The organism is Halomonas sp. C22, from assembly GCF_007655045.1.
Lineage (GTDB): Bacteria > Pseudomonadota > Gammaproteobacteria > Pseudomonadales > Halomonadaceae > Vreelandella > Vreelandella hamiltonii.
This window is the reverse complement of the sequence record NZ_VBVC01000003.1, coordinates 304,585-330,628: the sequence shown is the minus strand read 5'-3', so window position 1 is coordinate 330,628 and position 26,044 is coordinate 304,585. Positions and strand designations below refer to the sequence as shown.

At 60.0% G+C, this 26,044-nt stretch carries 23 protein-coding genes; 15 read left to right on the top strand and 8 right to left on the bottom strand.

From position 1 onward, the window contains the following. Positions 1 to 30 precede the first annotated feature (30 nt). Positions 31 to 819, top strand: coding sequence for an RsiV family protein (locus FEU76_RS08185; protein WP_260851377.1), 789 nt, complete (start codon positions 31 to 33; stop codon positions 817 to 819). A 6-nt stretch (positions 820 to 825) separates the two neighbouring features. On the opposite strand, the gene FEU76_RS08180 is transcribed toward FEU76_RS08185, so the two are convergent. Beyond that, entirely contained in the window at positions 826 to 1,704 is an 879-nt protein-coding gene (locus FEU76_RS08180; protein WP_039176921.1) for a DMT family transporter, read from the bottom strand. 108 nt (positions 1,705 to 1,812) lie between these two features. On the opposite strand from FEU76_RS08180, the gene FEU76_RS08175 reads away from it, so the two are divergent. The 3 genes from FEU76_RS08175 to FEU76_RS08165 all read left to right on the top strand — a co-directional run bounded on the left by FEU76_RS08175 (position 1,813) and on the right by FEU76_RS08165 (position 4,125). Further along, on the top strand, positions 1,813 to 2,682 hold the full coding sequence (locus tag FEU76_RS08175; RefSeq protein WP_039176919.1) for a LysR substrate-binding domain-containing protein: 870 nt from the start codon (positions 1,813 to 1,815) through the stop codon (positions 2,680 to 2,682). A gap of 126 nt (positions 2,683 to 2,808) precedes the next feature. Next, complete coding sequence (locus FEU76_RS08170) at positions 2,809 to 3,366, top strand: cytochrome b (protein WP_144982009.1); 558 nt, start codon at positions 2,809 to 2,811, stop codon at positions 3,364 to 3,366. Positions 3,367 to 3,402: 36 nt separating this feature from the next. Continuing rightward, entirely contained in the window at positions 3,403 to 4,125 is a 723-nt protein-coding gene (locus FEU76_RS08165; protein ID WP_096923413.1) for a hypothetical protein, read from the top strand. A 6-nt stretch (positions 4,126 to 4,131) separates the two neighbouring features. On the opposite strand, the gene FEU76_RS08160 is transcribed toward FEU76_RS08165, so the two are convergent. The 4 genes from FEU76_RS08160 to FEU76_RS08145 form a co-directional block, all read right to left on the bottom strand. Beyond that, positions 4,132 to 5,952, bottom strand: a complete 1,821-nt coding sequence (locus FEU76_RS08160; protein ID WP_144982006.1) for a diguanylate cyclase — start codon at positions 5,950 to 5,952, stop codon at positions 4,132 to 4,134. A gap of 230 nt (positions 5,953 to 6,182) precedes the next feature. Beyond that, positions 6,183 to 7,049: a LysR family transcriptional regulator ArgP gene (locus FEU76_RS08155; protein ID WP_039176913.1), complete on the bottom strand. Its 867-nt coding sequence runs from the start codon at positions 7,047 to 7,049 to the stop codon at positions 6,183 to 6,185. 63 nt (positions 7,050 to 7,112) lie between these two features. After that, positions 7,113 to 7,886 carry a siderophore-iron reductase FhuF gene (gene fhuF / locus FEU76_RS08150; protein ID WP_039176910.1) on the bottom strand — a complete coding sequence of 258 codons (774 nt, stop codon included), beginning with the start codon at positions 7,884 to 7,886 and terminating at the stop codon, positions 7,113 to 7,115. Between the two features lie 117 nt (positions 7,887 to 8,003). Further along, positions 8,004 to 8,771 (bottom strand): ATP-binding cassette domain-containing protein, encoded by a 768-nt coding sequence (locus tag FEU76_RS08145; protein WP_144982002.1) that lies wholly within the window; start codon positions 8,769 to 8,771, stop codon positions 8,004 to 8,006. A gap of 323 nt (positions 8,772 to 9,094) precedes the next feature. On the opposite strand from FEU76_RS08145, the gene fhuB reads away from it, so the two are divergent. From fhuB to FEU76_RS08110, 7 genes are all read left to right on the top strand, one after another. Then, the gene (fhuB, locus tag FEU76_RS08140) at positions 9,095 to 11,095 is read left to right on the top strand and encodes a Fe(3+)-hydroxamate ABC transporter permease FhuB (protein ID WP_144981999.1); all 2,001 of its coding nucleotides are present in this window, start codon (positions 9,095 to 9,097) and stop codon (positions 11,093 to 11,095) included. Positions 11,096 to 11,144: 49 nt separating this feature from the next. Continuing rightward, entirely contained in the window at positions 11,145 to 12,803 is a 1,659-nt protein-coding gene (locus tag FEU76_RS08135; protein WP_144981996.1) for a multidrug ABC transporter permease/ATP-binding protein, read from the top strand. A gap of 7 nt (positions 12,804 to 12,810) precedes the next feature. Continuing rightward, a complete protein-coding gene (locus FEU76_RS08130) occupies positions 12,811 to 13,362 on the top strand; it encodes a sigma-70 family RNA polymerase sigma factor (protein ID WP_144981993.1) in 552 nt (183 codons plus the stop codon). Continuing rightward, positions 13,363 to 14,379, top strand: coding sequence for a FecR domain-containing protein (locus FEU76_RS08125; RefSeq protein WP_144981990.1), 1,017 nt, complete (start codon positions 13,363 to 13,365; stop codon positions 14,377 to 14,379). 100 nt (positions 14,380 to 14,479) lie between these two features. Beyond that, on the top strand, positions 14,480 to 16,960 hold the full coding sequence (locus FEU76_RS08120) for a TonB-dependent siderophore receptor (protein ID WP_222114795.1): 2,481 nt from the start codon (positions 14,480 to 14,482) through the stop codon (positions 16,958 to 16,960). Between the two features lie 3 nt (positions 16,961 to 16,963). Next, the gene (locus tag FEU76_RS08115) at positions 16,964 to 17,860 is read left to right on the top strand and encodes an ABC transporter substrate-binding protein (RefSeq protein ID WP_144981987.1); all 897 of its coding nucleotides are present in this window, start codon (positions 16,964 to 16,966) and stop codon (positions 17,858 to 17,860) included. 147 nt (positions 17,861 to 18,007) lie between these two features. Continuing rightward, entirely contained in the window at positions 18,008 to 18,622 is a 615-nt protein-coding gene (locus FEU76_RS08110; protein ID WP_096922420.1) for a LysE/ArgO family amino acid transporter, read from the top strand. Here the strand turns inward: FEU76_RS08110 and ltaE are convergent. After that, on the bottom strand, positions 18,614 to 19,630 hold the full coding sequence (gene ltaE / locus FEU76_RS08105; protein WP_144981984.1) for a low-specificity L-threonine aldolase: 1,017 nt from the start codon (positions 19,628 to 19,630) through the stop codon (positions 18,614 to 18,616). The genes FEU76_RS08110 and ltaE overlap by 9 nt on opposite strands. Positions 19,631 to 19,723: 93 nt before the next feature. Here ltaE and FEU76_RS08100 point away from each other — a divergent pair, with 93 nt between their 5' ends. Both FEU76_RS08100 and speG read left to right on the top strand, forming a co-directional pair. Then, positions 19,724 to 20,944: an NAD(P)/FAD-dependent oxidoreductase gene (locus tag FEU76_RS08100; RefSeq protein ID WP_144981981.1), complete on the top strand. Its 1,221-nt coding sequence runs from the start codon at positions 19,724 to 19,726 to the stop codon at positions 20,942 to 20,944. A 69-nt stretch (positions 20,945 to 21,013) separates the two neighbouring features. Further along, positions 21,014 to 21,553: a spermidine N1-acetyltransferase gene (gene speG, locus FEU76_RS08095; RefSeq protein ID WP_016914738.1), complete on the top strand. Its 540-nt coding sequence runs from the start codon at positions 21,014 to 21,016 to the stop codon at positions 21,551 to 21,553. An 84-nt stretch (positions 21,554 to 21,637) separates the two neighbouring features. On the opposite strand, the gene FEU76_RS08090 is transcribed toward speG, so the two are convergent. Both FEU76_RS08090 and FEU76_RS18720 read right to left on the bottom strand, forming a co-directional pair. Further along, on the bottom strand, positions 21,638 to 22,258 hold the full coding sequence (locus FEU76_RS08090; protein ID WP_229800830.1) for a M48 family metalloprotease: 621 nt from the start codon (positions 22,256 to 22,258) through the stop codon (positions 21,638 to 21,640). 870 nt (positions 22,259 to 23,128) lie between these two features. After that, positions 23,129 to 23,260 (bottom strand): hypothetical protein, encoded by a 132-nt coding sequence (locus FEU76_RS18720; protein ID WP_260851376.1) that lies wholly within the window; start codon positions 23,258 to 23,260, stop codon positions 23,129 to 23,131. Positions 23,261 to 23,413: 153 nt separating this feature from the next. Between FEU76_RS18720 and FEU76_RS08085 the strand changes: the two genes are divergently transcribed. Continuing rightward, complete coding sequence (locus FEU76_RS08085; RefSeq protein WP_144981978.1) at positions 23,414 to 25,126, top strand: thiamine pyrophosphate-dependent enzyme; 1,713 nt, start codon at positions 23,414 to 23,416, stop codon at positions 25,124 to 25,126. A 64-nt stretch (positions 25,127 to 25,190) separates the two neighbouring features. Further along, positions 25,191 to 26,018 carry an alpha/beta fold hydrolase gene (locus tag FEU76_RS08080; RefSeq protein WP_144981975.1) on the top strand — a complete coding sequence of 276 codons (828 nt, stop codon included), beginning with the start codon at positions 25,191 to 25,193 and terminating at the stop codon, positions 26,016 to 26,018. Positions 26,019 to 26,044: the final 26 nt, after the last annotated feature.

Here is a 26,044-nt window from a genome sequence, read left to right as displayed (position 1 = left end):
GGGCAGCATCGCATTCACAAGGAGGTTGATATGGTACGTCTGACATCGGTCATGAGCGTGGGCACGTTGATGGCCAGCAGTGTATGGCTAACCGGTTGCCACACTTCGCAGCAACCTCAGGAGGAGCCGCTGGCATTGGCCACGCTGGCCGTAGAGCAGCAGTTCGTGGCGCCCGGCTGTGAGGGGGAGCGCTGCTCGACGGTGCGAATTTCAGCACTGGAGTTCCCCCAGGATGAAGCACTGACGCAGCAGTTGCAGGAGCGTCTGCTGACCCTGGGCATGGGGATTACCGAAGAGCAGGCCGAGCCTGCCGTTTCCTGGGCGGCGTATGCTCAGCACTTTTTCGAACTGGCCGAAGAGGGCAATCGCTTGACGCCCTCGGAAATGACCAGTGAGGCCATGCTCGAAGCCACGGTTCATGCCCATCACGACGACCTGCTGGTGTTGGAGCTGAACAGCTACGTCTACCATGCCGGGCAGGCCCATGGGCTACCCATGACGGCGTTCATGGTGATCGATGAGCGCCGCCGAGCAGTGGTCGAAGCCGAGGATATGCTGCTGGATGGGCAGGAGGCGGCCTTCGATGCGTTGCTGACGGAGGCTCACCAGCGCTGGGCAAGCGACATGGGGCAGGATGAACAGTTCCTGGAGAACTGGCCGTTATCCCCCAGCCGCAACATTGCTCCGCTGGAGGAGGCATGGGAGGTCAAGTACAACGTATACGACATCGCGCCTTACGCCGTAGGTCAGCCCACCTTGACGATCCCCGTTGAAGCCCTCGACGGCGTGGCCAAGCCACGTTTTATCGGCGCAGAGTAAAGGCTGCTAGCGGCCTGCTTTCAAACAGCCGACCACCACCAGGAGGGCGGCGCTGGGCAGCCGCCAGTCCAGCACGCTGACGCCTGCCATGACCAGTAACAGGGCCGCCAGAATGGGCACCCCATAGGCCAGGCTGCCTACCAGGCTGGCATGGCCGAAGCGCAGCGCTCTATCCCAGGCCACCATGGCGATGCCGTAAGGCCCGAGGCCCAGGGCAATGCCTGCAAGCAGCGCTTCTTGCTGGGGCAGCGCCGTGGGCCCTTCCAGCAGCATGCTGGCGGCAAAGGTCATGGCACAGGCAATCAACAGCAGGCGGGGCAGTAGCGGCGTCAGCGAGACCGGCGCTGCCTGGCCTGTCCAGGAGTAGAGTGCCCAGCAGCAGGCGGCGAGCAGGGCCAGGGCGTAACCTGGTGCTGCCCCGCCAACACCGCTACCCAGTGCTTGTGGCACCAGCAGTAGCGCGGCCCCCATGAAGGCGATCAGCGCTCCCGATACGCTGGCCAACGTCAAGCGGCCCGTGCGGTACCACTGGCTCAACAGGACGAACAGCACCGGCCAGGTATAGGTAATCAAGGCGGCTTCTGCCGCTGGGGCCCAACGCATGCCGATGAAGTAACTGCTTACCGCCCCGACGATCAGCAGTGGAACGCCCAGCCAGATACCGGCCTGCCAGCGCCACGTGCAGTGGCTCAGCGGCACCTTACGGCTCAAGGGCAGGGTGGCTAGCGCGCCTGCCAGCAGGGTCAGAGCAGTGAGTTGCAGCGGAGCGACCGTGCGCGCCAGTTCCGCCAGTAACGGGGCAATGCTCCATAGCGCGACGGCCACCAGCGCGGCGGCAACACTGTATTTGGGGGAAACCACGACCGGGGAGTGAAGGGGCTGCATCACGCGTCTCCTTGAACCTTGAAATTGACCTCTTGTGCGCAGCATACTCACGGCTCATTCATCAAGATAACGATCTTTTATGATGGTTTTCATCAAGGATGGTGATGTATGCGCGCGCCCACGTTCGACCTGACGCTACTGCGAACATTGGTGGCCATTGCCGACACCGGAAGCGTCACCGCGGCGGCGACGCGGCTCGCGTACACCCAATCGACGGTCAGCATGCAGTTGCAGCGTCTTGAGGCCCAACTGGAGATGCGCCTGCATGAGCGTGATGGGCGGCGGCTGCGCTTTACGGCGGAAGGAGAGCGTCTGCTGGCCCATGCACGGCACTTGTTGGCCCTCAATGACGAGGCGTGGAGCGACATGCAGGCCCGTCAGGTGACGGGCGATTTGACGCTGGGGATTCCCGAGGATTATGCGTCGTTGCTGCCGTCGGTCTTCGCCTATTTTCACCAGCTCTATCCCGCCGTAGGGCTGACCGTGCAGTGTGGCACCAGCGCCCATCTGGTCGAGCAGGTGAAAACGGCGGAGCTGGACCTGGCGCTGGTAACGCGCCAGCGCCATTCACCGGGTGGGGAAGTCATTCGTCGAGAACCGCTGGTGTGGGCCGTGGGGGTGAATCAACAACCGCTGCTCAGCGACCCGGTACCCTTGGCGCTTTATACCCCAGGGGCCGATGTGTTCAGGGAAGTGGCGGAACAGGCGCTTCAGGCCGCAGGGCGCCACTGGCGTGTGGCGTATACCAGCCAGTCCATGGCCGGGCTGGCGCCCATCGTGACCGCTGGGCTTGCCGTGGTGGTGGTCACCCGCAGCATGCTGACCCCCTCGCTGCGCCCGCTGGACGAAAGCAGCGGGCTGCCTGCCTTGCCGATGATCGAACTGGCGCTGCACCGAGCGCCGCATCGGCCCACCGAACCTGCCCGCCGGTTGGCAGAGCTGATTCGAGAACAGCTGGCCGTGCCCAGTGAGGGTTGATGTGCCGTGAGAAACAAGCGGTACGCAATTCCATGACTTACGCTATTCCAGGACTATAGTAATCTAACGCCGTGCCGCAAAGGCGGCGGGCTGATGATAACGATGTGACGGGGCAGGGAGTTTTGAATGCACGAGCTTGATCACTATATCTACCCTCACCGAGTGCTGCATTGGCTGGTGGCGGGGGCCGTACTGCTGGGGTTGGCCACTGGTCTGACGCTGGGCTTTCTGGGCTACGAGCGGACGTTGGCGTTGCTGGGCAACACGCTGACCAACTTGCTGTACACCAGCCACAAGACGTTGGGCATTGCTGTCTTGCTGCTGATGACGCTGCGTATCGTGACGCGACTGGCATTCGTCGTGCCCGACCATGATCCGCCGCTGTCGACCTTCGAGCGTCTGGTAAGCACCAGCGTGCATCATCTGCTGTATGCAGCGCTGGTCGTCATGCCGCTGTTGGGCTGGGCCGCCACGGCAACGGGCGGCTTCCCGGTGGAGTTCTTCCAGTGGCATTTGCCCGGGCTGTTGGGGCGTCACGACGCGCTCTCGCAAACGCTGTTCATGTGGCACGAGCGGGTGGGCTGGGCGCTGGTGGTGCTGATCACGCTGCATGTGGCCGGGGCACTGTTCCACTGGCGCATCAAGCGCGACAACGTGATGAAGCGCATGAGTCTATTCGACTAAGCATATCCCCACCGTATCACAAGGAGCGTGATGACCATGGCCCAACAGCTTGCTTTCGCGTTGGGACTGGCGGCCATTCATCTGTTCGCTGGTCGGCTTCAGCGGCTCAATGCGCTGCCGCGCAGCGCTTGGCTCTCGTTCGCGGGCGGTGTATCGGTAGGCTATGTCTTTATCCATATCTTCCCTGCCTTGAGTGACGCTCAAGACACCATCACCGAGCATGGGCCGCTGTTCATTCTCGAGCATAACGCCTACCTGACGGCCTTGGTGGGATTGGGCGTCTTTTATGGCCTGGAGCAGTTGGCCAAGGTCTACTCCCATCGTGATACGCCGCAGAAGCGGGTGTCATTGGGCAAGTTGCGGGGCGTGTTCTGGATCCATATTGGCTCCTTTGCGCTTTATAACCTGCTGATTGGTTATCTGCTGGTGTACCGCGACAATCAGCTTCCGGAAGCCCTGTTCTTCTTCCTGGCCATGGGGTTTCACTTTCTGGTCAACGACCACGGGCTGGTGCAGCACCATCGTCAGCGCTATCTGATGAAAGGCCGTTGGGTATTGGCGGCGGCGGTGTTCGTGGGTTGGCTGATTGGCCATGCCATTCAGCTCACGGATGCCTTGATCAGCCTGCTGTACGCCTTCGTGGCGGGTGGGCTGGTGTTGAACGTGCTGAAAGAAGAGCTGCCGGAAGACCGCCACAGCCGCTTTTTACCTTTCGCGGGTGGCGCTGCGGTATGTGCGGGGCTTTTGATGTTTGCCTGAGCGTGGCTAACCTCTGGCAGAGTAGCGATAAGCGGCAGCGTCAGTGCGTGCCTTGGCGGCGTACATGTGCTGGTCGGCCTCGTGGATCATGCGCTCCAGCAGCGCATCGTGACCCTGTTCGTCACTGCGTTGATAGTGGTGCAGCCCGCTGACGCCGAGGCTGATACCGACACAGACACTGACCCCGCAGGGCAGCTTGATGGGCGAGCGGATGGACTGCTCGATGCGTTGGCACACGCTGTCCAAGGTGTTGGGCTGCTGGCCACCCTCCAGCAGGACGATGAATTCATCGCCACCGAACCGAGCGCAGTGGTCGCCCAGTCGCGCTGCATGGACGAGCCGCTTGGCTACCTGTTGCAGCACGAAATCCCCGGCATCGTGGCCGTACTGGTCATTGATGGGCTTGAAACGGTCGAGATCGCACATGATCAGTGCCACCGGCTCATGGGTGCGATAGCTCTGGTCAAAGGCAGCCGCTGCGCAGCGTGTCAGCCCGTTGCGGTTCAACAGGCCCGTCAGCATGTCATGGTTGGCAAGCTGTTCCAGTGCCTGAGTTCGCAAGGCCACTTTGGCTTCCAGAATGGCCTCCTGCTTTTTGAGCATGGCCACCGTATCGGCCTGTGCCTGCTCCTTCTGGCGTTTGAGCTTGTTGAAGCGGGCGGCCAGGGCAAACGATAGCAGCAGCATTTCCAGTGCCGAGCCGATTTGAATGCCGTGCAAAGTAATGAAGTTGGCGGGCAGAACCCCCATGTTGCGTAGCGCAAATACCGCCGCACCCAGCAGGAAGATACTCCACGCCAATACGAAGAGGCGGGCACTGGGGACGCGCCGCCAACTGCCGTAGATGCCGCATACCAGCAGCAAAAGCGATGCGCTCAGCCCCGTGACATCCGTCAACTGCAGTGCCCACGGAATGGGTAACACCAGTGACGCTGCCAGTGCCGTCCAGCAGTAAAGCCGAAACAGTGAAATGACGCTATGCCAGCGAGGGGTATAGTGCGCCGTGTTCAAAAAGCTCTGGGCAAACAGCGTCGCCATGGCGGAGGCAAAGGTAAAACCAATGGCCACCAGCCGCGGTGTCTGTTCGGCCAGAAAGCTCCAGAACATCAGTGTCCCAAGGCCGTTGAAGGTCAGAATGGCCAGGGTGAAGCCGAATGCAAACAGGGCGTAGTGCAAAAAGACCCGTTCTTTCAGGCCAAAGAACAGCAAAAAGTTGTAAAGCCCCAAGGCGAGCAGCATGCCAAAGTAGGTGGCCAGCCAGAAGTTGTAACGATCGTTCTGCGCATGGAACGCATCAGGGGTCATCAGGCTGTAGCTCAAGAACTTGCTGCCGGAGGTATTGGCCTGCAGGTACAGCGTGACGCTTTCTCCTCCTTCCAGATGAATGGGAAAGACGATCTGGCGATGGGCCAGGGCACGCTCATCCACGGGCAGAGTACTGCCCCCGAGCTGTACTTCGCTGAACTGGTCGCGCAGCGTATAGAGCGCAATCCTGTCGATGAAAGGATACTCGAACTTGAGCATCCATTGGGCGGGTCGTGGCGAGGCGTTGTGCAGACGAGTGGTCAGCCAGGTCTCTTCGGCGGTATAGCCAAAATGCAGGTCGGAGGTCTGTGACACGGGCGTGAAAGATGGGGCGAGTGCCAGCAGTTCGCGCAGCGTCAACGACTCAGGCGTGTGCCAGAAGCGGGTGTTGCCATTCAGGGAGTAAGACGTCTGATCCGGTGAAACAGACAGCGTCGGCACAGCCCCCGCAAGAGAGCTGATACCCGACAGGTACAGCAGCAGGATGACCAGCAGGCGCTTTCCCCAACCGTGATGACCCATAAGCATCGCTTTTTTGATTTTTTTTCTCCTCTCGGCAGGCCGCTGCAGGGTTCCCTTGGCCTGGGAGAGCGCTATACGTTGTCACTGGGTTTTCCCGATGACAGTAGTAGCAAATTAATCACGCCGCGACCAGTGCTCTGCCTTGGCATTAGCGGCGGGTGCTCCAACGATACAAACGTGAGTGTAGCCAGCTTTGAAGATGCAAGCATGAAGGTAAAGCAAGATTGGTGCTAAATCGTGAAGCGGTTCAGTCTTTCGGTCAGCCGATGCAGCAGGTCGCCACTGTGCCGCCAGAAGTGCCAGTACAGCGGTACCGTCAGTGAGCTGCCTGGCGCAATGCTGACCAACTGGCCGCTCTTCAACAGCGTGGCGGCCTGTAACTGAGGGACCATGCCATACCCCATGCCTGCTGCGGCAAGCCGCACGAAGCCTTCGGAAGAGGGGCACAAGTGATAGGGAAAATGCCCGTGGTAGCCACACTGCGCCAGAAAGCGATGCTGCAGCTGGTCATGTGGGCCAAACACGATGGCGGGTGCGTGTTGAAAGGCCGTGGCCGTTGGGCCATTCGGGAAGAAATGCGCCACGTAGCCGGGTGAGGCCAGCGGCAGGTACACCATCTCGCCGACCTTGATGCAGCGTGCGCCTGCCATGGGCGTGGGCGTTGCACACAGGCAGGCCGCCACATCGCCATCCTTCAGGCGCTTCAAGCCGATTTCCTGATCTTCGATCACCAGATCCAGCAGGATGCCCTCGGCAAGACAGATTGGGGCAACGGCATCGGCCCACCAGGTGCCGACGCTGTCGGCATTGACGGCGACTCTCAATCGGGAGGCTTGTTGGTCCAGGGTGGGGAGGGTTTGCCGAAGGTCGCGTTCGAGCAGCCGTACCTGCTGGTAGTGAGTCAGCAGCCGCTGCCCAGCGGGAGTAGGGGTCAACTCGGGGTGACGTATCAGTACTGGCTGGCCCAGGCGCGTCTCCAGCGCTTTGATCCGCTGTGAAACGGCAGATTGGGACAGGCCGAGCAGCTCACCCGCTCGTTCGAACCCGCCGCCTTCCATGACTGCTGCCAGTGCTTGAAGAGATTTGTAGTCCACCATGGCCGTTCTTTTCGGGGGAGAAAGTGATGATCTTCCCTCAATACGCCACTGCGATGCCAGAACTCAATGGCGCTTGCGCGCCGCGCGGTCGCAGCCCTCCAGCGGGCAGTTGCTGCAGACGTCGAACTCCTCCAGCAAGTATCGCAGGCAACAAAGTTTGCGCACACGTTTGACGTCGTCGCTGCCGCTGGGCTGGTAGGTGCGTACTGGCTCGAAGAGTGGATTGCGTTGGCCGTTGAGCGTGCGCGACTCCAGCAGTGCCCGGGTCGCGGCCAAGGCGGAAGGCTTGACCAAGGGGTGAGTAGCGAGGGCATTGACGTAGTAATCCACATAGCCACCGGCGTTGCTCCAGAAGACGCGGGGAGCCGCTCCTGACAAGGCTGACAAGCGCTCAATGAGCGGCGCCCAGTGTTGCTCGATCAGCGTCGCGAAGCGTTGGCGGGTGTCCAAGGTGGTAAACCGTTCGCCTTCGTGTGGTAGCCAGAGTCCTTGTGTGCCCCCCTGATCATTTTGCATCACATGGAGGTCGTCCAGCCCTACGGGTAAATCGCGGTCAAGCAGTAGATGTGCCGTCAGTGTGGGGACGGTGACCGTACTGAAATGCCACTTCGACCAGAGCGATGCAATGGCGCGCAGGTCGCCACCTGGGTAACGGCTGGCGAAGTGCGCCATGTCCTCTTCCAGCAGCGCGGCATTACGCCATCGCGCAGCCTTGATGGCCCCTTGGGGGGGCACACCGCCGATCATGGGCACGGTAAAGTGCTCAAGTGGGCCCTGGTAGCAGTCGGCCAGGGTAGGCGGCGTGACGGTGTCGGGCTGGCGCAAGGCAAGTGGCATGACCAAACTCCAAGGCGTAAACGGGGCGCGAGGAAAGAGAGTCAGCATAAGCGATAATGCTTATCAGTTGAAGTGCTGATTGAGAACGACTCTTTTTCCTGTGGGGTGGAGTGGCGCCTACTGGGCGACGGCAATCCGGTGTTCTCCATTGGGGTGTGGCATCACCTGCATGGGTAGCCCGTAGATGGCTTCGAGGGTGGCGCCGTGCATCAGGACGTCGGGGGCGCCGTGTGCCAGCAGCTGTCCACTATGCAGCGCCATGAGCTCATCGCAGTAGCGCGAAGCCATATTGATGTCATGGAGCACGATGATGACGCACAGGTTCAGTTCGTCGCATAGCGTGCGTACCAGTGCCAGCACTTCCATCTGGTGGGCAATGTCCAGGGCTGCCAATGGCTCGTCCAGCAATAGAAATCGGCTGCCTTGGGCAATCAGCATGGCTAGCCATACCCGCTGGCGCTCGCCCCCGGAAAGGGTATCTACCAGGCGGTCGGCAAAGGCCTCCGTATGCGTCAGGGTAATGGCGCGCTCGATGGCCGCTTTATCCCGCTGGTCGTGACGCCCCAGTAGCCCGTGCCAAGGGTAGCGGCCAAAGGCGACCAGTTCACGGCCAGTGAGATTTTCAGCGCTGGGCAAATGCTGCGGCAGGTAGGCCACCTGGCGCGCAAACTCGCGCGTGCCCCAGGCACGCAACGGGCGATGGTCGAACAGGATATCGCCTTCGGTGACGGGCTGCTGCTGTGCCAACAGTTTGATCAGCGTCGACTTGCCCGAGCCATTATGGCCAATCAGACCGTATACCTTGCCCTCATGAAAGGTGTGCTCAATGGGTGCAAGGATCTGCTTGCCATTGATTTCAAAGGTGGCACCTTTGACCTCGAACATGAATGACTCCTGAAGATGGGTTGACCTTAACGTTCCATTCTAGTGCTAATGGTTCTCATTTTTAAAATAAAGATGCACTGATTCTACAACGGCAGGCACACGGCCAGGGCTATCTCGCCAGCCCTGGGGCGTTTGCCGGGCGGCTCCTGTGCATGATAATACAATTGTAGTGCTAATCGTTATCATTTAGAATCATCGCCGATGATTAAATCGGCAATGTTCCGTCCACTCGTTTTCCTCCAAGGTAAGGGTAAGACCATGATGGTGTTGGCTATCACGTCCAGTCTGGTGAGCGGTATGGCCATCACGAACGAGGGCTTGCCATGCTAGGTACCGCACGAGTTGCTCAACGTCTGGGAGGAGTATCACCCGCGAAAGCCTGCCTGCTGCTTAGCCTGCCGATGGTGGTGCTGTTTTGGGCCGGACTGGAAAGCCAAGGCGGAGTCACCTTGGGCCTGCGTGCCCTGGTGGCGCCTTCTTTCGAGAGTGTCGACGAGCTGCTGCTTTACTACGCTTGGTGGCCGCGCCTGTCGGTCGCGCTGCTGGCGGGGGCTGGCTTGGGATTGGCGGGTGTGCTGATGCAGCAAGTGCTGCGCAACCCGTTAGCTTCGCCGACGACGCTGGGGGTGGCATCGGGCGCTAACCTGGCGCTGATGACCGCCACTTTGCTGGCGCCGGGGTTGTTGGTGGCTGGGCGTGAGTGGGTCGCCTTGCTGGGCGGCGCGCTGGCCGTGGGGCTGGTTTTTCTGCTTTCCTGGCGTCGGGGGCTGGCGCCTATCGTGGTGGTGTTGGCGGGCCTGGTCGTCAATTTGTACCTGGGCGCGCTCTCGACAGCGCTGCTGCTGTTCAACCACGAGGCGCTGTCGGGGCTGCTGATCTGGGGGGCGGGGTCGCTGGCGCAAAATGGCTGGGACGGCGTGGCCGTGCTCTGGCCTCGGTTGGCGATTAGCTGCATTGCTGCCTGGTTCTTGCTGCGCCCGCTAGCAGTGCTGGAGCTGGACGATGCCAGCGCCAAGAGCCTGGGTGTCTCGTTGGCCTATCTGCGCTTTGCGGGGATGGGGCTGGCGGTATTCATTACCGGCAGTATCGTCAGCGTGGTGGGCATCATTGGTTTCATTGGCCTGGCGGCGCCCAATATCGTGCGCATGGCCGGGGCGCGCCGATTGGGATCGCGGGTGTTGTGGTCGACGCTGCTGGGGGGCGTGCTGCTGGCGACCACGGACCTGCTGCTGCAGCAGTTCGGTGGTATGGGGGCAGCCTTCATTCCCACCGGGGCGGTTACCGGTGCTTTGGGGGCACCGCTACTGATGTGGCTGATTCCGCGCCTGAAACTTCAGGGCGATCAGCCGCCCAGAGGGGCGAGTGTCGTTGCCCGCCGCCATGCTGCGCCGTCACGCTTGGTCACCGGATTGATCCTCGCACTCTTGGCGGCCACGCTGCTGGGGCTGCTCTTAGGCCAGGGGGTCGATGGCTGGTACCTGCTCTCGCCAGAGAGCTGGAACGTGATGCAGTGGCGCTTGCCGCGGGTGATGGCGGCCGCTGCCAGCGGGTTGATGCTGGCCATTGCCGGGACGATACTCCAGCGCCTTTCCGCCAACCCCATGGCCAGCCCGGAAGTGCTGGGTATCAGCGGTGGCTGTGCCATCGCGCTGATTCTGGGGATTTTTCTGTTACCCACGCCCACCAACATGATGCTGATGGGGGTCGGCACGCTGGGGGCTTTCGCCACGTTGCTGGTGCTCGTGGGCATCAACCGCAAGAGCGGTTATCTCCCCGAGCGTTTGCTGCTCACGGGGGTGGCCGTCAGTGCCCTGTTCGATGCGGTACGCAGCGTGATGCTGGCGGGGGGCGATCCGCGTGGCCAGCAGGTCATTGCCTGGCTGGCGGGCTCCACCTACTACGTGGATGTCACCCATGCGGTGACGGTCGGGGGAGTGGCTGCGGTGCTGGCGTTGATTACGCTGCCCTTTACCCGCTGGCTGGATATCTTGCCCTTGGGCGCGCCGACCGCCAGAGCATTGGGAGTGACCCTCAACCGTGCCCGTTTGGCGCTGCTGCTGTTGGTGGCGCTGTTAACCGCCTGCGCCACCCTGGTGGTCGGGCCGCTGTCGTTCATTGGCCTGCTGGCGCCGCACATGGCGCGCCTGGTCGGTTTCTCTCGGGCGGGGCAGCACCTGCTGGGGGCTGCGTTGATCGGCATGCTGCTGATGGTGCTGGCGGATTGGATCGGCCGACAGATCATTTTTCCCTATGAGATACCGGCGGGCTTGGTGGCGTCCTTGATCGGCGGCGCCTATTTCATGTGGGGGCTGCGGCGGTTGTGATTGCCCTCTCTATTGGTGGTGATATGAAAAAAGCCCAGGAGTCGTGGTGATGGAGCTGTTGAAGATCGTATGGCGTGATTACCGCTGGCCCTTCGTCGTCGTGTTGCTATTGAGTCTGGCCAGTGCAGGCCTGGGCATTGGCGTCATCGCGTTTATCAATCAGCGCCTGCTGGGTTCCTTCATTGATCCCTGGCGTATCCTGCCCGAGTTTCTGGGGTTGATCGCGCTACTGCTGCTCATAACCCTGGCATCGCAATTGGCGCTGACCACGCTGGGCCACCAGTTCGTTTATCGGCTGCGGGGGCAGTTGATCAAGCGTATTCTGGATACCCATCTCGAGCGTGCCGAGCAAATCGGCAGTGCGCGCCTGCTGGCGAGCCTCTCCACCGATGTGAACTCGGTCACCGTTGCCTTCATACGTTTGCCGGAGCTGGTGCAAGGCGGGGTGCTGACGGTGGGTGCCACGCTTTACCTGTGGTGGCTTTCGCCTGCCATGCTGGGGATCTCCGCATTGTGGGTGATCGTGACGGTGGTCATCGGTATGCGTCTGGTGGCGCGAGTCTATGGGCACATGGCCAAGCTGCGCGAGATACAGGATCGTCTCTACGCGGATTACCAGGCCGTGATCGAGGGGCGCAAAGAGCTGGCGCTCAACCGCGACCGAGCCGAATGGCTGTACCGCGATGTCTATACGCCCAACGCCAAGAATTGTCGCCGTCATTACATTCTGGGCGATACCTATCATCTCAGCGCCGTGAACTGGTTCAACATCATGATGCTAGGGGCGATTGGCATCACCTTCTTTTTGGCCAATGGCCTTGGCTGGGCATCGGTACAGGTGGCCACCACCTTTTCGCTGACTCTGCTGTTTCTGCGCGCGCCGCTGATACAGGCGATAGGCGCTTTCCCGACGCTGATCAACGCCCGAGTCGCGTTTGAAAAGATTCGTAGTCTGGAGCTGGCCGAGCACAGTGAAACCTTCGGCCACGTGGCCCTGCGCCACGATTGGCAGGAACTGACCCTGGAGCAGGTCTGCTATCGCTATCCGGATGAGGAGTCGCGCTCGGGCTTTGCCATTGGCCCTATCGATCTGACCTTGAAGCGTGGCGAAGTGGTCTTTCTGATTGGCGGAAACGGCAGCGGAAAATCGACCCTGGCGAGGCTACTGACCGGGCTTTACCACCCTCAGCGTGGCTGTGTCCGCGTCGATGGCAAGCCGCTGCGCGACCAAGACTGGACACGCTATCGACAGCACTTTTCGGCCATTTACACAGACTTGCACTTGTTTGACCGGTTGATGGGACCAGGGGGCGAGGCACCCGACCCGGCCCTGGTGGAACAGTGGCTGGCCGCCCTGGCCATGCAGAACAAGCTCGATTTCGACGGCGACCGCGTCACCAACGTCAACCTCTCCCAGGGCCAGCGCAAGCGCCTCGCCATGCTGCTGGCGGTAGCCGAACAGCGCGATGTGTTGCTGCTGGACGAGTGGGCTGCCGACCAGGACCCTCAGTTTCGGCGCGTCTTCTACCGCGAGCTACTGCCGCAGCTCAGGGCGCTGGGCAAAACGCTGGTCGTGATCAGCCACGATGACCACTATTTCGACCAGGCCGACCGACTGCTGGAAATGCGCGGCGGGCAGCTCGTCGAGCTCTCCGGTGAGCAGCGCGCAGCCGCCAGCCGCGACGCGGTGGCCCGAGTGAGCGGATGAAAGCACCATGACGATCCCTCCCGCCGTCGGGCACTCGGCTTATCATACGGGTTGTCGAGAGTCACTGGGCCAGCTCTATCATCACCATCAGCCTTGGTTGCAGCAGTTGCTCAGGCATCGGCTGGGATGCGGCGAATCGGCGGCCGATTTGGCGCAGGATGCGTTTGTGCGGTTGCTGAAGACGCCGCGCCATTTCGATAGTTTCGATGGCGCCCGAGCCTATCTCAGCCGCATGGCCAAGGGGATGTGCGTGGATCATTGGCGCCGTCAGGACATCGAGCGAGCCTGGCGAGAGACATTGGCCGTCCGCGCGGAAGTGAACATGCCCTCCGTCGAACACCATCAGATCGTCATCGAAACCCTGTGTGAAATCGACCGCATGCTGGCGCAACTGCCGGAGAAAGTCGTCAGTGCCTTTCTGGCCTCGCAGCTACACGGTAAACCCTATCGGCAGATTGCCGAGGAACTGGGGGTTTCCGAACGGATGGTCAAAAAATATATGGCACAGGCCATGCTGCAATGCGCGTTGATCGAAGCAGGCTTCGAGGCGAGCCTCTAGGTGGAGACGGCTGCCCGCGACGATGAAGCCGCCAAACGTCGTGCGTTGGCGGAGGCTGCCGAGTGGTTTGCCGAGAGGCAATCAGCGGAGCCGTCGGCCATGGCACATCGTCGTTGGCAGGAGTGGCATGAGGCCAACGACACCCACCGCTGGGCTTGGCAGCAAGTGGAAGGCGTCAGCCAGCGTTTCACCGCCCACCTTGATGATGCAGAGCGGCAGGCCGCCGACCGAGTCATCAGCTCGGCGCGACATCGGCGCCGAGGTCGGTGGCATCTGCTGAACGGGCTGTCCAGCCTGGTGGTCGTGGTCGTGCTGGCAGGGCTCTCCTGGCAGTGGACGCCGTTGCCTCAATGGGTAGCCTATTGGAGAGCCGATTACCGCTCTGCCACCGGCGACATTTACCGTATCGAACTGGAGGACGGCACTCAGGTATGGCTCAGTAGCGCGTCGGCGCTGAATGTCGACTACGCCGCTGGGTATCGTCGGCTACAGCTGGTGGTAGGCGAGGTGCTGATTGACACAGGGGATGCCCCCGAACGCCCCTTGTACATGGATACCCGTCATGCGCGGCTGACTCCCCTGGGAACCCGTTTCAGCGTTCGCCAGCGCCAAGACGACGAGCTTTTGGCGGTGTTCGAGGGCGCGGTGGCTATTCAGACCCTTGGCGATGGCGGGCAGGCTGGCCAACGTCAGGTGGTCGACGCCGGGCATCAGGCCAGCTATTCCGCTCATGAGGTTAGCGGGCTCACGCCTGCCGTGGTGAGTCAGGCAGCTTGGGCCCAAGGTGTCTTGCTGGCGGAAGACATGTCATTGAAAGCCTTCGCCATGGAGCTGAGTCGGTATCATCATGGCCGCCTGGAGGTCGATCCAGCGGTGGCAGAGCTGAACCTGTTCGGTGCCTTCCCCATTGACGACCTGGAGCGCACCCTGAGCATGGTCGAAACGACGCTACCCGTGAAGGTACACCGAGTCATGCCCTTTTGGGTCAAGATCGAGGCGGTGTCGGCTGACAAATAACAGCACACCCAATATAAAAACACGTTCTGGGTTCCCCTTTTTGGCGTTGGTTCGATTCCTCTCCATAAGTCGTCAAACATCATCTGCAAGGGGAATCGATATGCCGCACCAGCGCTCTGTATTGCCTTCATCGTCGACTGTCACCCGTCTGTTGCCAAGGCGTCACCGCGCCCTCGCGCTGGCAGTGCACCTCACAGCCGTGGGCTGGTTGGTGACACCACTGCTGGCGATGCCGGCCATGGCGCAAACCAGCCAGCAGCAAGCTCGCGACTATGAGATCCCCGCTGGCTCGCTCAGCACAGTGATCAATCGGTTTGCCACGGAAGCGGGGGTATTCATCAGCGGTGCCAGCCAACTGGGCGAAGGGCGCCAGAGCCCTGGGCTGTCTGGGCAGTACAGCGTCGAGGCGGGGCTTGAGCGGCTGCTGTACGGAACCCACCTTGGAGCCGCGCGGCAGAGCGATGGCAGTTATCGGCTGATAGAGCAGGCCGGTGATGAAGCGTTGCCGGTGCTTCATGTAGAAGCCGAGTGGTTGAGCCCCTCTGCCGTGGGGCCTGACCATGGCTATCGAGCACAGCGCAGTTTGACGGCCACCAAGACCGATACCGCGCTCGAGGACACGCCGCGTACGGTGTCCGTGGTGACTCGTCAACGCATCGAGGATCAGAACCCTCGAACACTCAGCAACATCTTGAGTTACGTGCCCGGTATTTCGTCGAGTGACTTCCCGGTGGGGGATGGCTTGGCAGGCGATATCTTCTTTATTCGCGGTATGAACCAGCGCGATTATGGCTACGGTACTTACCGCGATGGCCTGCGTGTGCAACCCAACGCCTACTCCACGTCGGCAGAGCCCTATGGCCTGGAGCGGGTTGAAGTCTTCAAAGGGCCCACCACGGCGCTTTACGGTGAAAACGTGCCTGGCGGATTGGTCAACTTGGTCAGCAAACGACCTACCGCTGATCATCAAGGCGAGGTGAACCTGAGTTATGGTAGCCATGACCGCCGCCAAGTCTCGGCCGACGTGTCTGGCCCGCTGAATGCTGACGGGTCGGTACAGGGCCGAGTCGTCTTTTTGCATCGCGACTCGGATACCCAGATCGATAGCGTACAGGACGATCGCACCTACATCGCCCCCTCGTTGACCTTCGAGCTGAGTGATCAAGACCGGCTGACCGTGTTGGGTATGTACCAACAAGATGACACCGAGCTGCAGCTAGGATTGCCAGCGGCGGGGACCCTGCTCGATCACCCTTCAGGAACGCTGAGCTCCCGCACGAACCTGGGCCATCCCGAGTGGGACACCTTCGAGCGGGAAGTCTGGTCGTTAGGCTATGAGTACGAGCACGCCTTCAACGAGGATTGGCGTTTTCAACAAAATGCCCGTTACTTGCGTTCTCACGTGAATCGTCGGGAAGTGTGGTGGAGTTACCCAGGCGATGGCTATGACGATGTCATTGGTGCTTACGGCAGAGACCGCGATAACGATAGCAGGACCTTGGCGATTGATAACCGCGTGGTAGGCAAATTTGGTAACGATACCGTTGAGCACACCTGGCTCGCCGGGTTTGGCTATGATCGAACCTCTTTTTCTCAGACCCAGGATGTGGGGTTCAGTACGCCTCAACTGATCAATATCTTTAACCCCCAGTGGAGTTCATCACCGCAAACGCTGCAGCGCTCTGAAGATGGTGAGGACGTCCAGGCGTTGACCGGTATCTACTCCCAGTTGCATAGCCAAATGGGGGGCTTGATTGCCCAGGTGGGTGGGCGCTTTGACTCGGCCAGGACGGAGTACAACAACCATCTGGCACCCGGAAGTGGCTTTTCTGTCACCGATGAGGAGTTTAGCTGGCAAGCAGGCTTGATGTATCAGTTCGACTCCGGTTTATCACCCTATGTGAATTATGCGACTACGTTTGTGCCCGCGCGCCAGGTCTCTGTCGCCACCAACGAGCCGCTAGATCCCATTACAGGCCGCCAGTACGAGTTGGGCCTGCGCTACGACCTGCCTGACTCGGATACCGCCATTACGCTCTCGACCTACGATATCGTGATGAAGAATGACATCAACTACGACAGCGCCATCGGTGGCTACCGCAACGTGGGGCGTACCGATTCCAATGGTATCGAACTGGAGTTGGTCAGTGATGTCAGCGATGCGCTTAGCGTTGCCGCCGCATACACCTACACCGATGCGCGTATTGTCGAGGACGTGGCGTTTCCCCGTTATGAGGATAATCAGGTGGCTGGCGTACCTCGCCACAAAGCCTCCCTATGGGCCCACTATGAGGTTCTCCAAGGGCCCATGCAAGGCGCTGAAGTAGGGCTGGGCGTGCGCTACCTGGGAAGCTCCAACGCCTATCCTGACGCGAGCCTGGCATACGGCGATACGCTCGCCACGCGCGCCGTGACGCTCGTTGACCTTTCCCTCGGCTATGCCTTGGATGCGAACTGGCGGGTAGGGCTCAATGTGGAGAATCTCTTCGATAAACAGTATGTGGGCGAGTGCAACAATGCCGCCCGTTGCTACTGGGGCACTGACCGTACGGTCCTGGGCACGCTGTCATTCCGGTATTGATCCATGCTGCAGATCATGCGCAGGGCCATGTGCGGGCTGTTGCCCGCCATGTTGTTGGCGACTCCGGCGTGGGGTCAACACGACACGCTCGGTAACGTCATAACGCTGGACTATGCGATAGCCGAAACCTTGCACGCGCTGGGGGAACCGCCTGAAGCCTTGGGCGGTCTCTCGGGTTATCGCGTATGGTGGCGAGACCCTCAAGCGCTGCCCGCCGTAATGGAGCTGGGTAGCCGCCACCTGCCCAACCTCGAGTTGATACAAGACATTGCGCCTTCGCATATTCTGATCTCGCCACCCGCCCACGCCAATCTGGTGCCCCAACTGAGCCGCCTGGCCGCACTGAAAGAGTGGACAATCTATCAGCAGGGCACACCGTTAAGTGAGCGGTTGGATGGATTGACGGAGCAACTGGGAGAATTAGCAGGCGTACGCAGCCATGCAGATGAATATTTGCAGGGCGTCAGGGCCCAGTTTGAGATCTTGGCTACTCACTTTCAGGACCATGACCAGGCGACTCAACCGTTGGTGCTGGTCAGTTTGATGGATGAACGTCATGCCAGAGTGTTTGGCCAAGGAAGCCTGGAAAACCTGGTGCTGGAGCAGTTGGGCCTGCGCAATGGGTGGGATGGGGAGGTCAATCGCTGGGGGTTTGCGACCGTCACCGCCGGGCAGCTGTTCGAACTCGAAGGCCGAGTGATGCTGTTGGAAAGCCCTTATTCTGCGGCGGGGACACAGCAAACGCTGCTTGAACGGGGAATTTGGCAATATTGGCCGGCCGTGACCCGTCAGGAAGCCACGACGTTGTCCGTAGCCTATTGGCACTGGGGAGGCTGGCCCTCGGCATTACGCTTTGCCACCTCGCTGGTGGAAGCGCTGGGTCCGCACGAGATGCCGTGACCTGCAGAGTCATGTTTCTCGTGTCTGCCAATCGACACCTCATGATTATAAGAAAAGCTAATGGCCTATTCACAGTATGATTTTTATTTATTGACGTTGCCACCTATCGTAGCGCTTCACTTCTTGCAGCGGCGATAGGGATAGGTCATGTGGCAAAGCTATATAACGGGGCTCGTGGTATGCGGCGGGATCATCATGGCCATTGGTGCACAGAACGCCTATGTGCTGGGGTTGGCCATTCGTCGGGAGTACCACTGGTGGTCGGCGGGTGTGTGCATGAGTGCGGACATACTGCTGTTGACCGCTGGCATGTTTGGCGTCAGTGCGTTCCTGCTGACCATGCCCAATGCCATGGAGGCCCTGCGCTGGGTAGGGGTGCTGTTTCTGGGCTGGTTGGCCGCCCAGGCCTTGTGGCGTGCAGGTAGTGGCCGAGAGGGGCTGACCGCCAACCACGCACGCACACGCAGTTTACGCGGCGTGCTGTTGGCGACCCTGGCTGTTACGGTGCTCAATCCACAAGTGTATCTGGATACGCTGCTGTTGATTCCTGCCGTCGGGGCCCAGCAGGAGAGCGCCGGGGTGTTCGTGGCGGGCGCCGCGACGGCCTCGGTTCTCTGGTTCAGCTTGCTGGCCTGGGGTGGCTCGGCGCTTTCCCCCTGGCTCTCTCGCCCCGGCGCCTGGCGCGTCATCGATGGCGCCATTGGCGTGATGATGCTGGTGATTGCCGTGCACCTGGCCTTGGGGTCGACACTGCTATCGTGATGCCGCCGCGTCGAAGTAGCGCCCCATGACCTCCAGCACACGCTCGACAGCGGCGTCATCGATATCGCGATGGATCACCAGTCGCGTGGCGTAAAGCAGCTGGATCAGAATGTCGTGCTCTTTCAGCCAGGCAGCCAGCGGGGTCACGTGGGCCTGATCGACGCGCAAGAACACCATGTTGGTGGCGTGAGAGGTGACCTCGAGCCCGGGCAGCGCTGCCAACCCCTCTGCCAAACGCGCCGCGCGGCGATGATCATGGGCCAGGTCGGCCACATGATGGTCGAGGGCATGCTGGCAGGCCGCGGCGATGATGCCCGCCTGGCGCATGCCGCCCCCTACCATCTTGCGCCAGCGCCGTGCGCGCTCGATCAATGCGTGCGACCCTACCAGCGCCGAACCCATGGGCGTGCCCAGCCCTTTCGAAAAGCAGAGTGACACGCTGTCGAACGGTTGGCACAGCTGCTTCAGCGAGGTATCCGTGGCGACGGCGGCATTGAAGAGCCGAGCACCGTCCAGGTGCGTTGCCAGCCCGTGAGCGCGCGCCAGCTCGGTGGCCTGCTGAACGTACTCGGCGGGCAGCACTTTTCCACCGATGGTGTTTTCCAGCGCCAGGAGCCGCGTACGGGCAAAGTGAACGTCGTCGGCTTTGACGGCGGCAGCGATTTTGTCGAGTGGCAGGCTGCCGTCTGCGGCGTGTTCTATCGGCTGTGGCTGGATGCTGCCCAACACGGCGGCGCCGCCGCCTTCGTAGCGGTAAGTATGAGCATTCTGGCCCACGATGTACTCATCGCCGCGTTCGCAGTGCGCCATGAGCGCCACCAGATTGCTTTGGGTGCCACTGGGGAACAGCAGGGCAGCCTCCTTGCCCGTGCGCTCGGCAAGGGTCGCTTGAAAGGCATTGACCGTCGGGTCGTCGCCCCAGACATCGTCGCCCAGAGGCGCTGCCAGCATGGCTGCCCGCATCGCGGAGGTGGGGCGAGTGACCGTATCGCTACGTAAATCGATCATCGTGACTCCTTGTTCACAGCGTGGCCGTCGGGCAGATCACCGATAAACCACTATGGTTAATGGGTGACAGGATCACCCAGCATAGGCGAAAAAATGGATCTTAAAAGTGGCTACCCCTTCTGGACGGTCAGCAATGGCTTGTTGACCCGTTATCCTCAGCTTACCCATGATCTTCAGGTAAACATAGCCATCATCGGCGGCGGTATCACCGGGGCGTTGATCGCCGACGAGCTGACACGCCATGGCCATGACGTGGCCGTCCTCGAGCGTCGTGACGTGGGGTGGGGCAGCACGGCGGCCAGTACGGCGCTGTTGCAGTACGAAATCGATACACACTTGTATCACCTGGCGCAGCAATATGGTGAAGCGAGTGCCGTCATGGCCTATCAGGGGTGTGCCGAGGCGGTTCATGCATTGGCCGCCCGTGCGGCAGAGCTGGGCGATATCGCCTTTCGTCGCCAACAGAGCCTTTATTTTGCCAGTGAAGCGGGCCATCTCTCTTCTCTTCGGGACGAGTTTGCCATTCGCAAGCGGTGGGGGTTCGATGTGCAGTGGTGTTCGCCCGAGCAGTTGCAGGAGGCGTATGGCTTTAGCGCACCCGGCGGTATCCTCTCGCATCTGGCGGCTACCGTGGACCCTTACCGCATGGCTTACCAACTGCTCGATGAGGTCGTTGCCAGAGGTGGGCACGTATACGATCGAACGGCGGTGGAGTCTTTGGAGGCAGACGGGGCGACCATGGGGGTTCGTTTGCGCAACGGCGCCCTGGTACGCTGCCAGCAGGTGATCATTGCGGCCGGTTATGAAAGCCAGGCATGGCTGCCAGAGCCGGTCGCCAGCAACCGCAGCAGTTACGCGTTCGTCACCGACCCTTTGCCAGGCGGCATGCTCGGCAAGCTTCGCGATACCATGGTCTGGGAATCGGCGCGCCCCTACCTCTATTTGCGCTCCACCCATGATGGGCGTTTGCTGGTGGGCGGTGAAGATGACGAAGAGGATATTCCTGAGCGCAGGGACGCGCGGGTGCTTGAAAAAGCGGCATCGCTGGCTGAAAGGGTATCTTCGCTATGGCCTTCTCTGCGCATGACGCCTGCCTTCAGTTGGGGGGGTACCTTTGCTGAAACCGAGGATGGGCTGCCTTATTTCGGGACCCATGAGGCGCTGGGGCCGAACGTGCATTTTGCCATGGCCTATGGCGGAAATGGCATTACGTACAGCATGATAGGTGCGCATCTCTTGAGAGCCCATCTCGAAGGCAGGCGGCACCCGCTGAGCGACTTGTTCTCCTTCGAACGGCGTCACCTGGCGCGCTGAACTTATCGCTCAACCACCAGACAAAGCCGGTAACCCAATGAGTCAACGCGATTGAATGAGACACCTATCATGAGCCCAGTACTGTATCTGAGGGCGCTGGAGCGCAACGACCTGCGTTTCGTGCACGAGTTGAATAATAACCAGAGCATCATGTCGTACTGGTTCGAAGAGCCCTATGAGTCCTTCGATGAGCTGGAAGAGCTCTATAACAAGCACATTCACGATAACGCAGAGCGCCGATTCGTTGCCGAAGACAGTAGCGGTAGTGCGATTGGCCTGGTGGAGTTGATCGAAATCGATTACATCCACCGTAGCGCCGAGTTTCAGATCATCATTACGCCAGAGCATCAGGGCAAAGGGTTCGCACGTTCGCTGATACGGCAAGCGCTACACTACTCTTTCACCATATTGAACTTGCACAAGGTCTATCTGATCGTCGCGGTAGAGAACGTCAAGGCCATTCACTTATACGAGGAAAGCGGTTTTATAGAAGAGGGGCATTTGGTGCAGGAGTTTTTCATCAATGGCAAATATCGTGATGTAAAGCGTATGTACATCTTGCAAGAGCGCTATCTGGCCGAACTCGAAGCGCAACAACCGAAGGATTGAGCCAGAACTCGGCCTCCATGATCGTTACCAGGCATAGGCTGCCCAGTAACGATCAAATTTGCCGCGTCTCGTGGCCGAGCTACATTAGAGCTGGGCTTCCAGACGGTCGGCGCGATCACCGGCAGCGGGGTGGCTGGAGAAGACGCTACGGCTGTTGCCATATTTGGCTTCGAGCTTGCGCAGCGCCGAAACAGAGGCTTCTGCACTCAGGTCGTGGCGGCGCATGAGTTCCAGGGCGAAGTCATCGGCTTCGTTTTCCTGGCGCTGTGAGAACTGAGCATTGACGAGTTTCTCACCCAGCGCACCCAGCTCGGAACTGGAGAGTGCCGCTGCGGTGGTGCTGCCGCTCGCAGCGGCTGCCTCACGCGCTGCTGAGGCGGCATAGGCGACTTGAAAAGCGCGCTTGGAGTGGCCGAGTACCACATGGCCAATTTCATGAGCAATCACGTACTGTACTTCTTCGTCGCTCATTTCATCCATCAAACCGCTGTAAAGCCGGATAGCGCCGTTGGGCACTGCAAACGCGTTGATTTCATCACGCAAGTAAACGTCATATTCCAGCGTACTGCCGTCGACGGTTTCCCAACCTTGAGTGAGATTAGCCAAACGCTGAGCATACTCGCTATTGCTGGGAGCCACTTGGTTTTCAGCATCCAATTGCGCAATCGTTTGATCGCCGATTTGCTGCATTTGCTGATCCGACATGGTGGCTGCACCTGCGAAACTGGAGCCTGCGGACATGAGTCCGCCAAGATCTGCTCCAGATTGACAGCCGCCCAACAATAATGCCCCTGCCATTACCCACGCTGCACGAGTTTTAATCCCTGAAAAGGATGTTGTCATCCTGTAGTTCCTTCTTTTATATGACTATTCCAGTTTGCAAAATGCGTACTGCTTTTTTAAAGCGAGGCAATGTTAAATGAATTTTTGACGCGTCTCTACCCAAAGCCATCTTTATTGTGCTCTGTGCGAATTCACGACAGGTCAATGAACCTGACGATCAGAGGTTCAAAATGAATAAATAGGTGTCACGGGCAACGTGCTGGTAAAGAGAAAAAGGGAAGTGCGGTAAAAGAAAACGCTCCTGCGTGACGTATCTATATATACGCACTGGCGGAGCGTTTTGGGGAACCGTATGGCAAGGTTTATTGCTGGCGCATGTAGTCGGCCAATGCGTCGAAGGCAGCACGCTGTTGCAGTGCACGTTTTGCCCATACTTCCATGACATCAGGGTTGGATTGGCTAAGGGTGGTCGGCATGGTACTCACTCCTGGAGCAGAGGTTGATGAATCGTTTTTTGTTATACACAGCCTGCGTTGTGCGTTGCAGCAAGTTAGCTGTGATATGAATATTATGCGCTTTTGAACAAGCTGGCTAGTCCAAAGGATGTAGGTGTTTTGCCATAACCTGTAAGCGATTGCTTACATTTGAATCGAAAATGCACCTATTTTATTGAATGGAAAAGGTTTTCATAAAGAAAAGCAGCCGGCAGAGGATGCCGGCTTGAGGTGTTATCTTTTCGTCTAAGGGAGGGGAGAAATACAGAAACAGCCACTATGGCCGGTATGCCCGGCGCTACTGATCAGACGGATGCTGATCGACGTAGGCGCTGATGGCGTCATTGGCGGCCTGCTGCCACTGTGCGTGCTGGCACCAGAAGTTGACTACTTCCGTATCCTCGTTCGTGCGATCCACAGATAGTGTCATTGCGTACTCCTTTTGGGATACCGCTTGATCAGTATAGACGGTTTTTGCTGCGATGCAGCATTGCTTTCCAGACCACCCCGTCCTGCAAAGCCACGTCACAGCAGCTAGGCTGAAGGTGTTGTTTGAACGTAATCGTCGCGAAAGGAGTCGCAAATGAGCGCAAATGTAGCTGAAATCATTGTCGAAACACTGCAAGACGCCGGTGCCAAACGTTGTTATGGCGTGGTAGGGGATACGCTGAATCACTTTACCGATGCCCTCCGGCAGAGCGATATCGAGTGGATAGGCGTTCGCCATGAGGAAGCAGGCGGCTTTGCAGCAGGAGGAGAGGCTTATATCACTCAGGAGCTGGCGCTATGTGCCGGTTCCTGTGGGCCTGGCAGCCTGCACTTTGTCAACGGCCTGTTCGATGCCCACCGTAATGGCTCCCCCGTGGTACTGATTGCCTCGCAAATAGCGCTGGGTGAAGCCGGTAGCCAGTTTCCTCAGGAAGTCGATCAGAGCGCCATTTTTCAGCAGTACAGCGTGTTTTGTGAAACCGTGGTATCGCCGGAGCAGGCGCGCCGCATGGCTGCCTTGGCGGCCCAGGCCGCCCTTACCAAACGTGGGGTGGCGGTGTTGATCGTGCCCGGCGATATCATGACGCAAACGCCCGACAGCACCCTGGGCTACCGTACCCACCGCTTCAGCTACTCCGTGCGCCCCAGTGCCGAGGCGCTGGTGCCCGCCGTCGAGCAGCTCAACAAGGGGGGCAATATCACCATCTTTGCAGGCGCAGGCTGTGAAGACGCCCGCGAGCAGGTCATGGCGCTGGCAGAAAAGCTCCAGGCGCCGATTGCCTGGACCTCCCGTGCCAAGGACTTCATGGAGTACGACAACCCTTACCAGGTAGGCATGACCGGGGTGTATGGCCTGGAAGGGGGCTACCATGCCGTCGCGGAGTGCGACACGCTGTTGCTGCTGGGATGCAATTTTGCCTTCAGCCAGTTCTACCCGGAGCGCGCCTGTATTCTTCAGGTAGATGTGGACCCCGCCCAGATAGGCAAACGTTACCCGGTGGATGTGGGCATCGTCGGCAGCACTCGGGACACCTGTGAAGCGCTGTGCCAGGTGGTGCAACCCAATACGCACACCCGGTGGCTGGAAAAATGCCGCAAGCGCTATGCCAAGTCGCTGGAAAAGTCGGCTCATCAAACCAGGGATAACGATACGATCCACCCACAAGAGCTGACCCTGGCCATCGACCGGCACGCGGCCGACAATGCCGTGCTGACCGCAGACACCGGCAGTGTCAACGTGTGGATGCTGCGCCATATCCGTGCCCTGGAGGGCCGCCGCACCCACTCCAGCCTTCAGCATGGCACCATGGCGAACGCTTACCCGCAGGCCTTGGGGATTCAGTTGGCCTACCCCCATCGCCAGGTGATTGCCATGTGTGGCGATGGTGGCCTGACGATGCTCATGGGTGATTTACTGACCCTGGTCCAGCAACGAATCCCGCTCAAGATCGTGGTGTACAACAACAGCTCCCTGAGCTTCGTGGAGCTGGAGCAGAAAGTGGAGGGGCTGTTGGATAGCTACACAGAGCTGCAGAACCCCGACTTTGGAGAAGTAGCCAAGGCCATGGGGCTGTGGGGGCGCCGGGTAGAGCAGCAGTCGGAGCTGGACGTGGCCATCAGCCAGTGGCTGGCTCAACCTGGCCCCGCGCTGCTGGACGTCGTGGTCAACCCCATGGAGCTAGTCATGCCGCCCAAGGTAGAAGCAGGGCAGGTCGCCTCGACCGCGCTGTACTCGGCCAAGGCGGTGTTGAGCGGACGGATGGATGACGTGGTGCATCTGGTCAAAAGCAATTTCCTGAAGCGCTAGCGCGGCAGTGGCATGCTATGTTGTCAGCAGCTCACACAACACTGACAACACAAAGAGCCATGCCATGACCTCACACTCGGATGCAGTGACCGTTCATGACCGCTGGGTAGATACCCCCAGCGGTCGTCTGTTTACCCGCACCTGGCAGCCGCGCCATGCACGCTCGGCGGTGCCGATTCTGCTGTTTCACGACTCGCTGGGCTGTGTGGAGCTATGGCGCAGCTTTCCCGCCGCCCTTTGCCAGGCCACGCAGCACCCAGTCGTTGCCTACGACCGTGCGGGCTTCGGGCGTTCTGGCGCTCGATTGGCGAAACCGCCCCATAACTTCATCGAGGACGAATACCGGCAAGCGGTTGCAGCACTGCTGGAGGCGCTGGCAATCACCCATTTCATCGCCCTGGGGCACAGCGTAGGAGGCTGCATGGCCGTTCACTGTGCAGGCCAACAGCCGGAGCGTTGCCGAGGCTTGATCACGATCGCCGCGCAGGCGTTCAACGAACCGCGCACTCGTCAGGGTATCGAAGCGGCCAAGGAAGCGTTTCAACAGCCCGACCAGTTTGCCAGGCTAGCCAAGTACCATGGCGACAACGCGCGCTGGGTGCTCAATGCCTGGATCGACACATGGCTGCACCCCGACTTTGCAGAGTGGACGCTGGTGCCCGCACTCGAGCGCGTGCTGTGCCCCACCTTGGTACTGCACGGCGAGCGAGACGAATATGGCTCCCACCGCCAGCCAGAACGCATTGCGCGCTACACCCACGGCCCAGCCCACTGTGACATCCTGCCAGGCGTCGGCCACGTTCCCCATCGTGAGGCAGAATCCACGGTAGTGGCCTTGGTCGAGGAGTTTGTCACCCGCCTGACGCTTGAAGTAAGCGTTACGAATGCGTGAGCGAGCATTCAACAAAGGAGCAGACG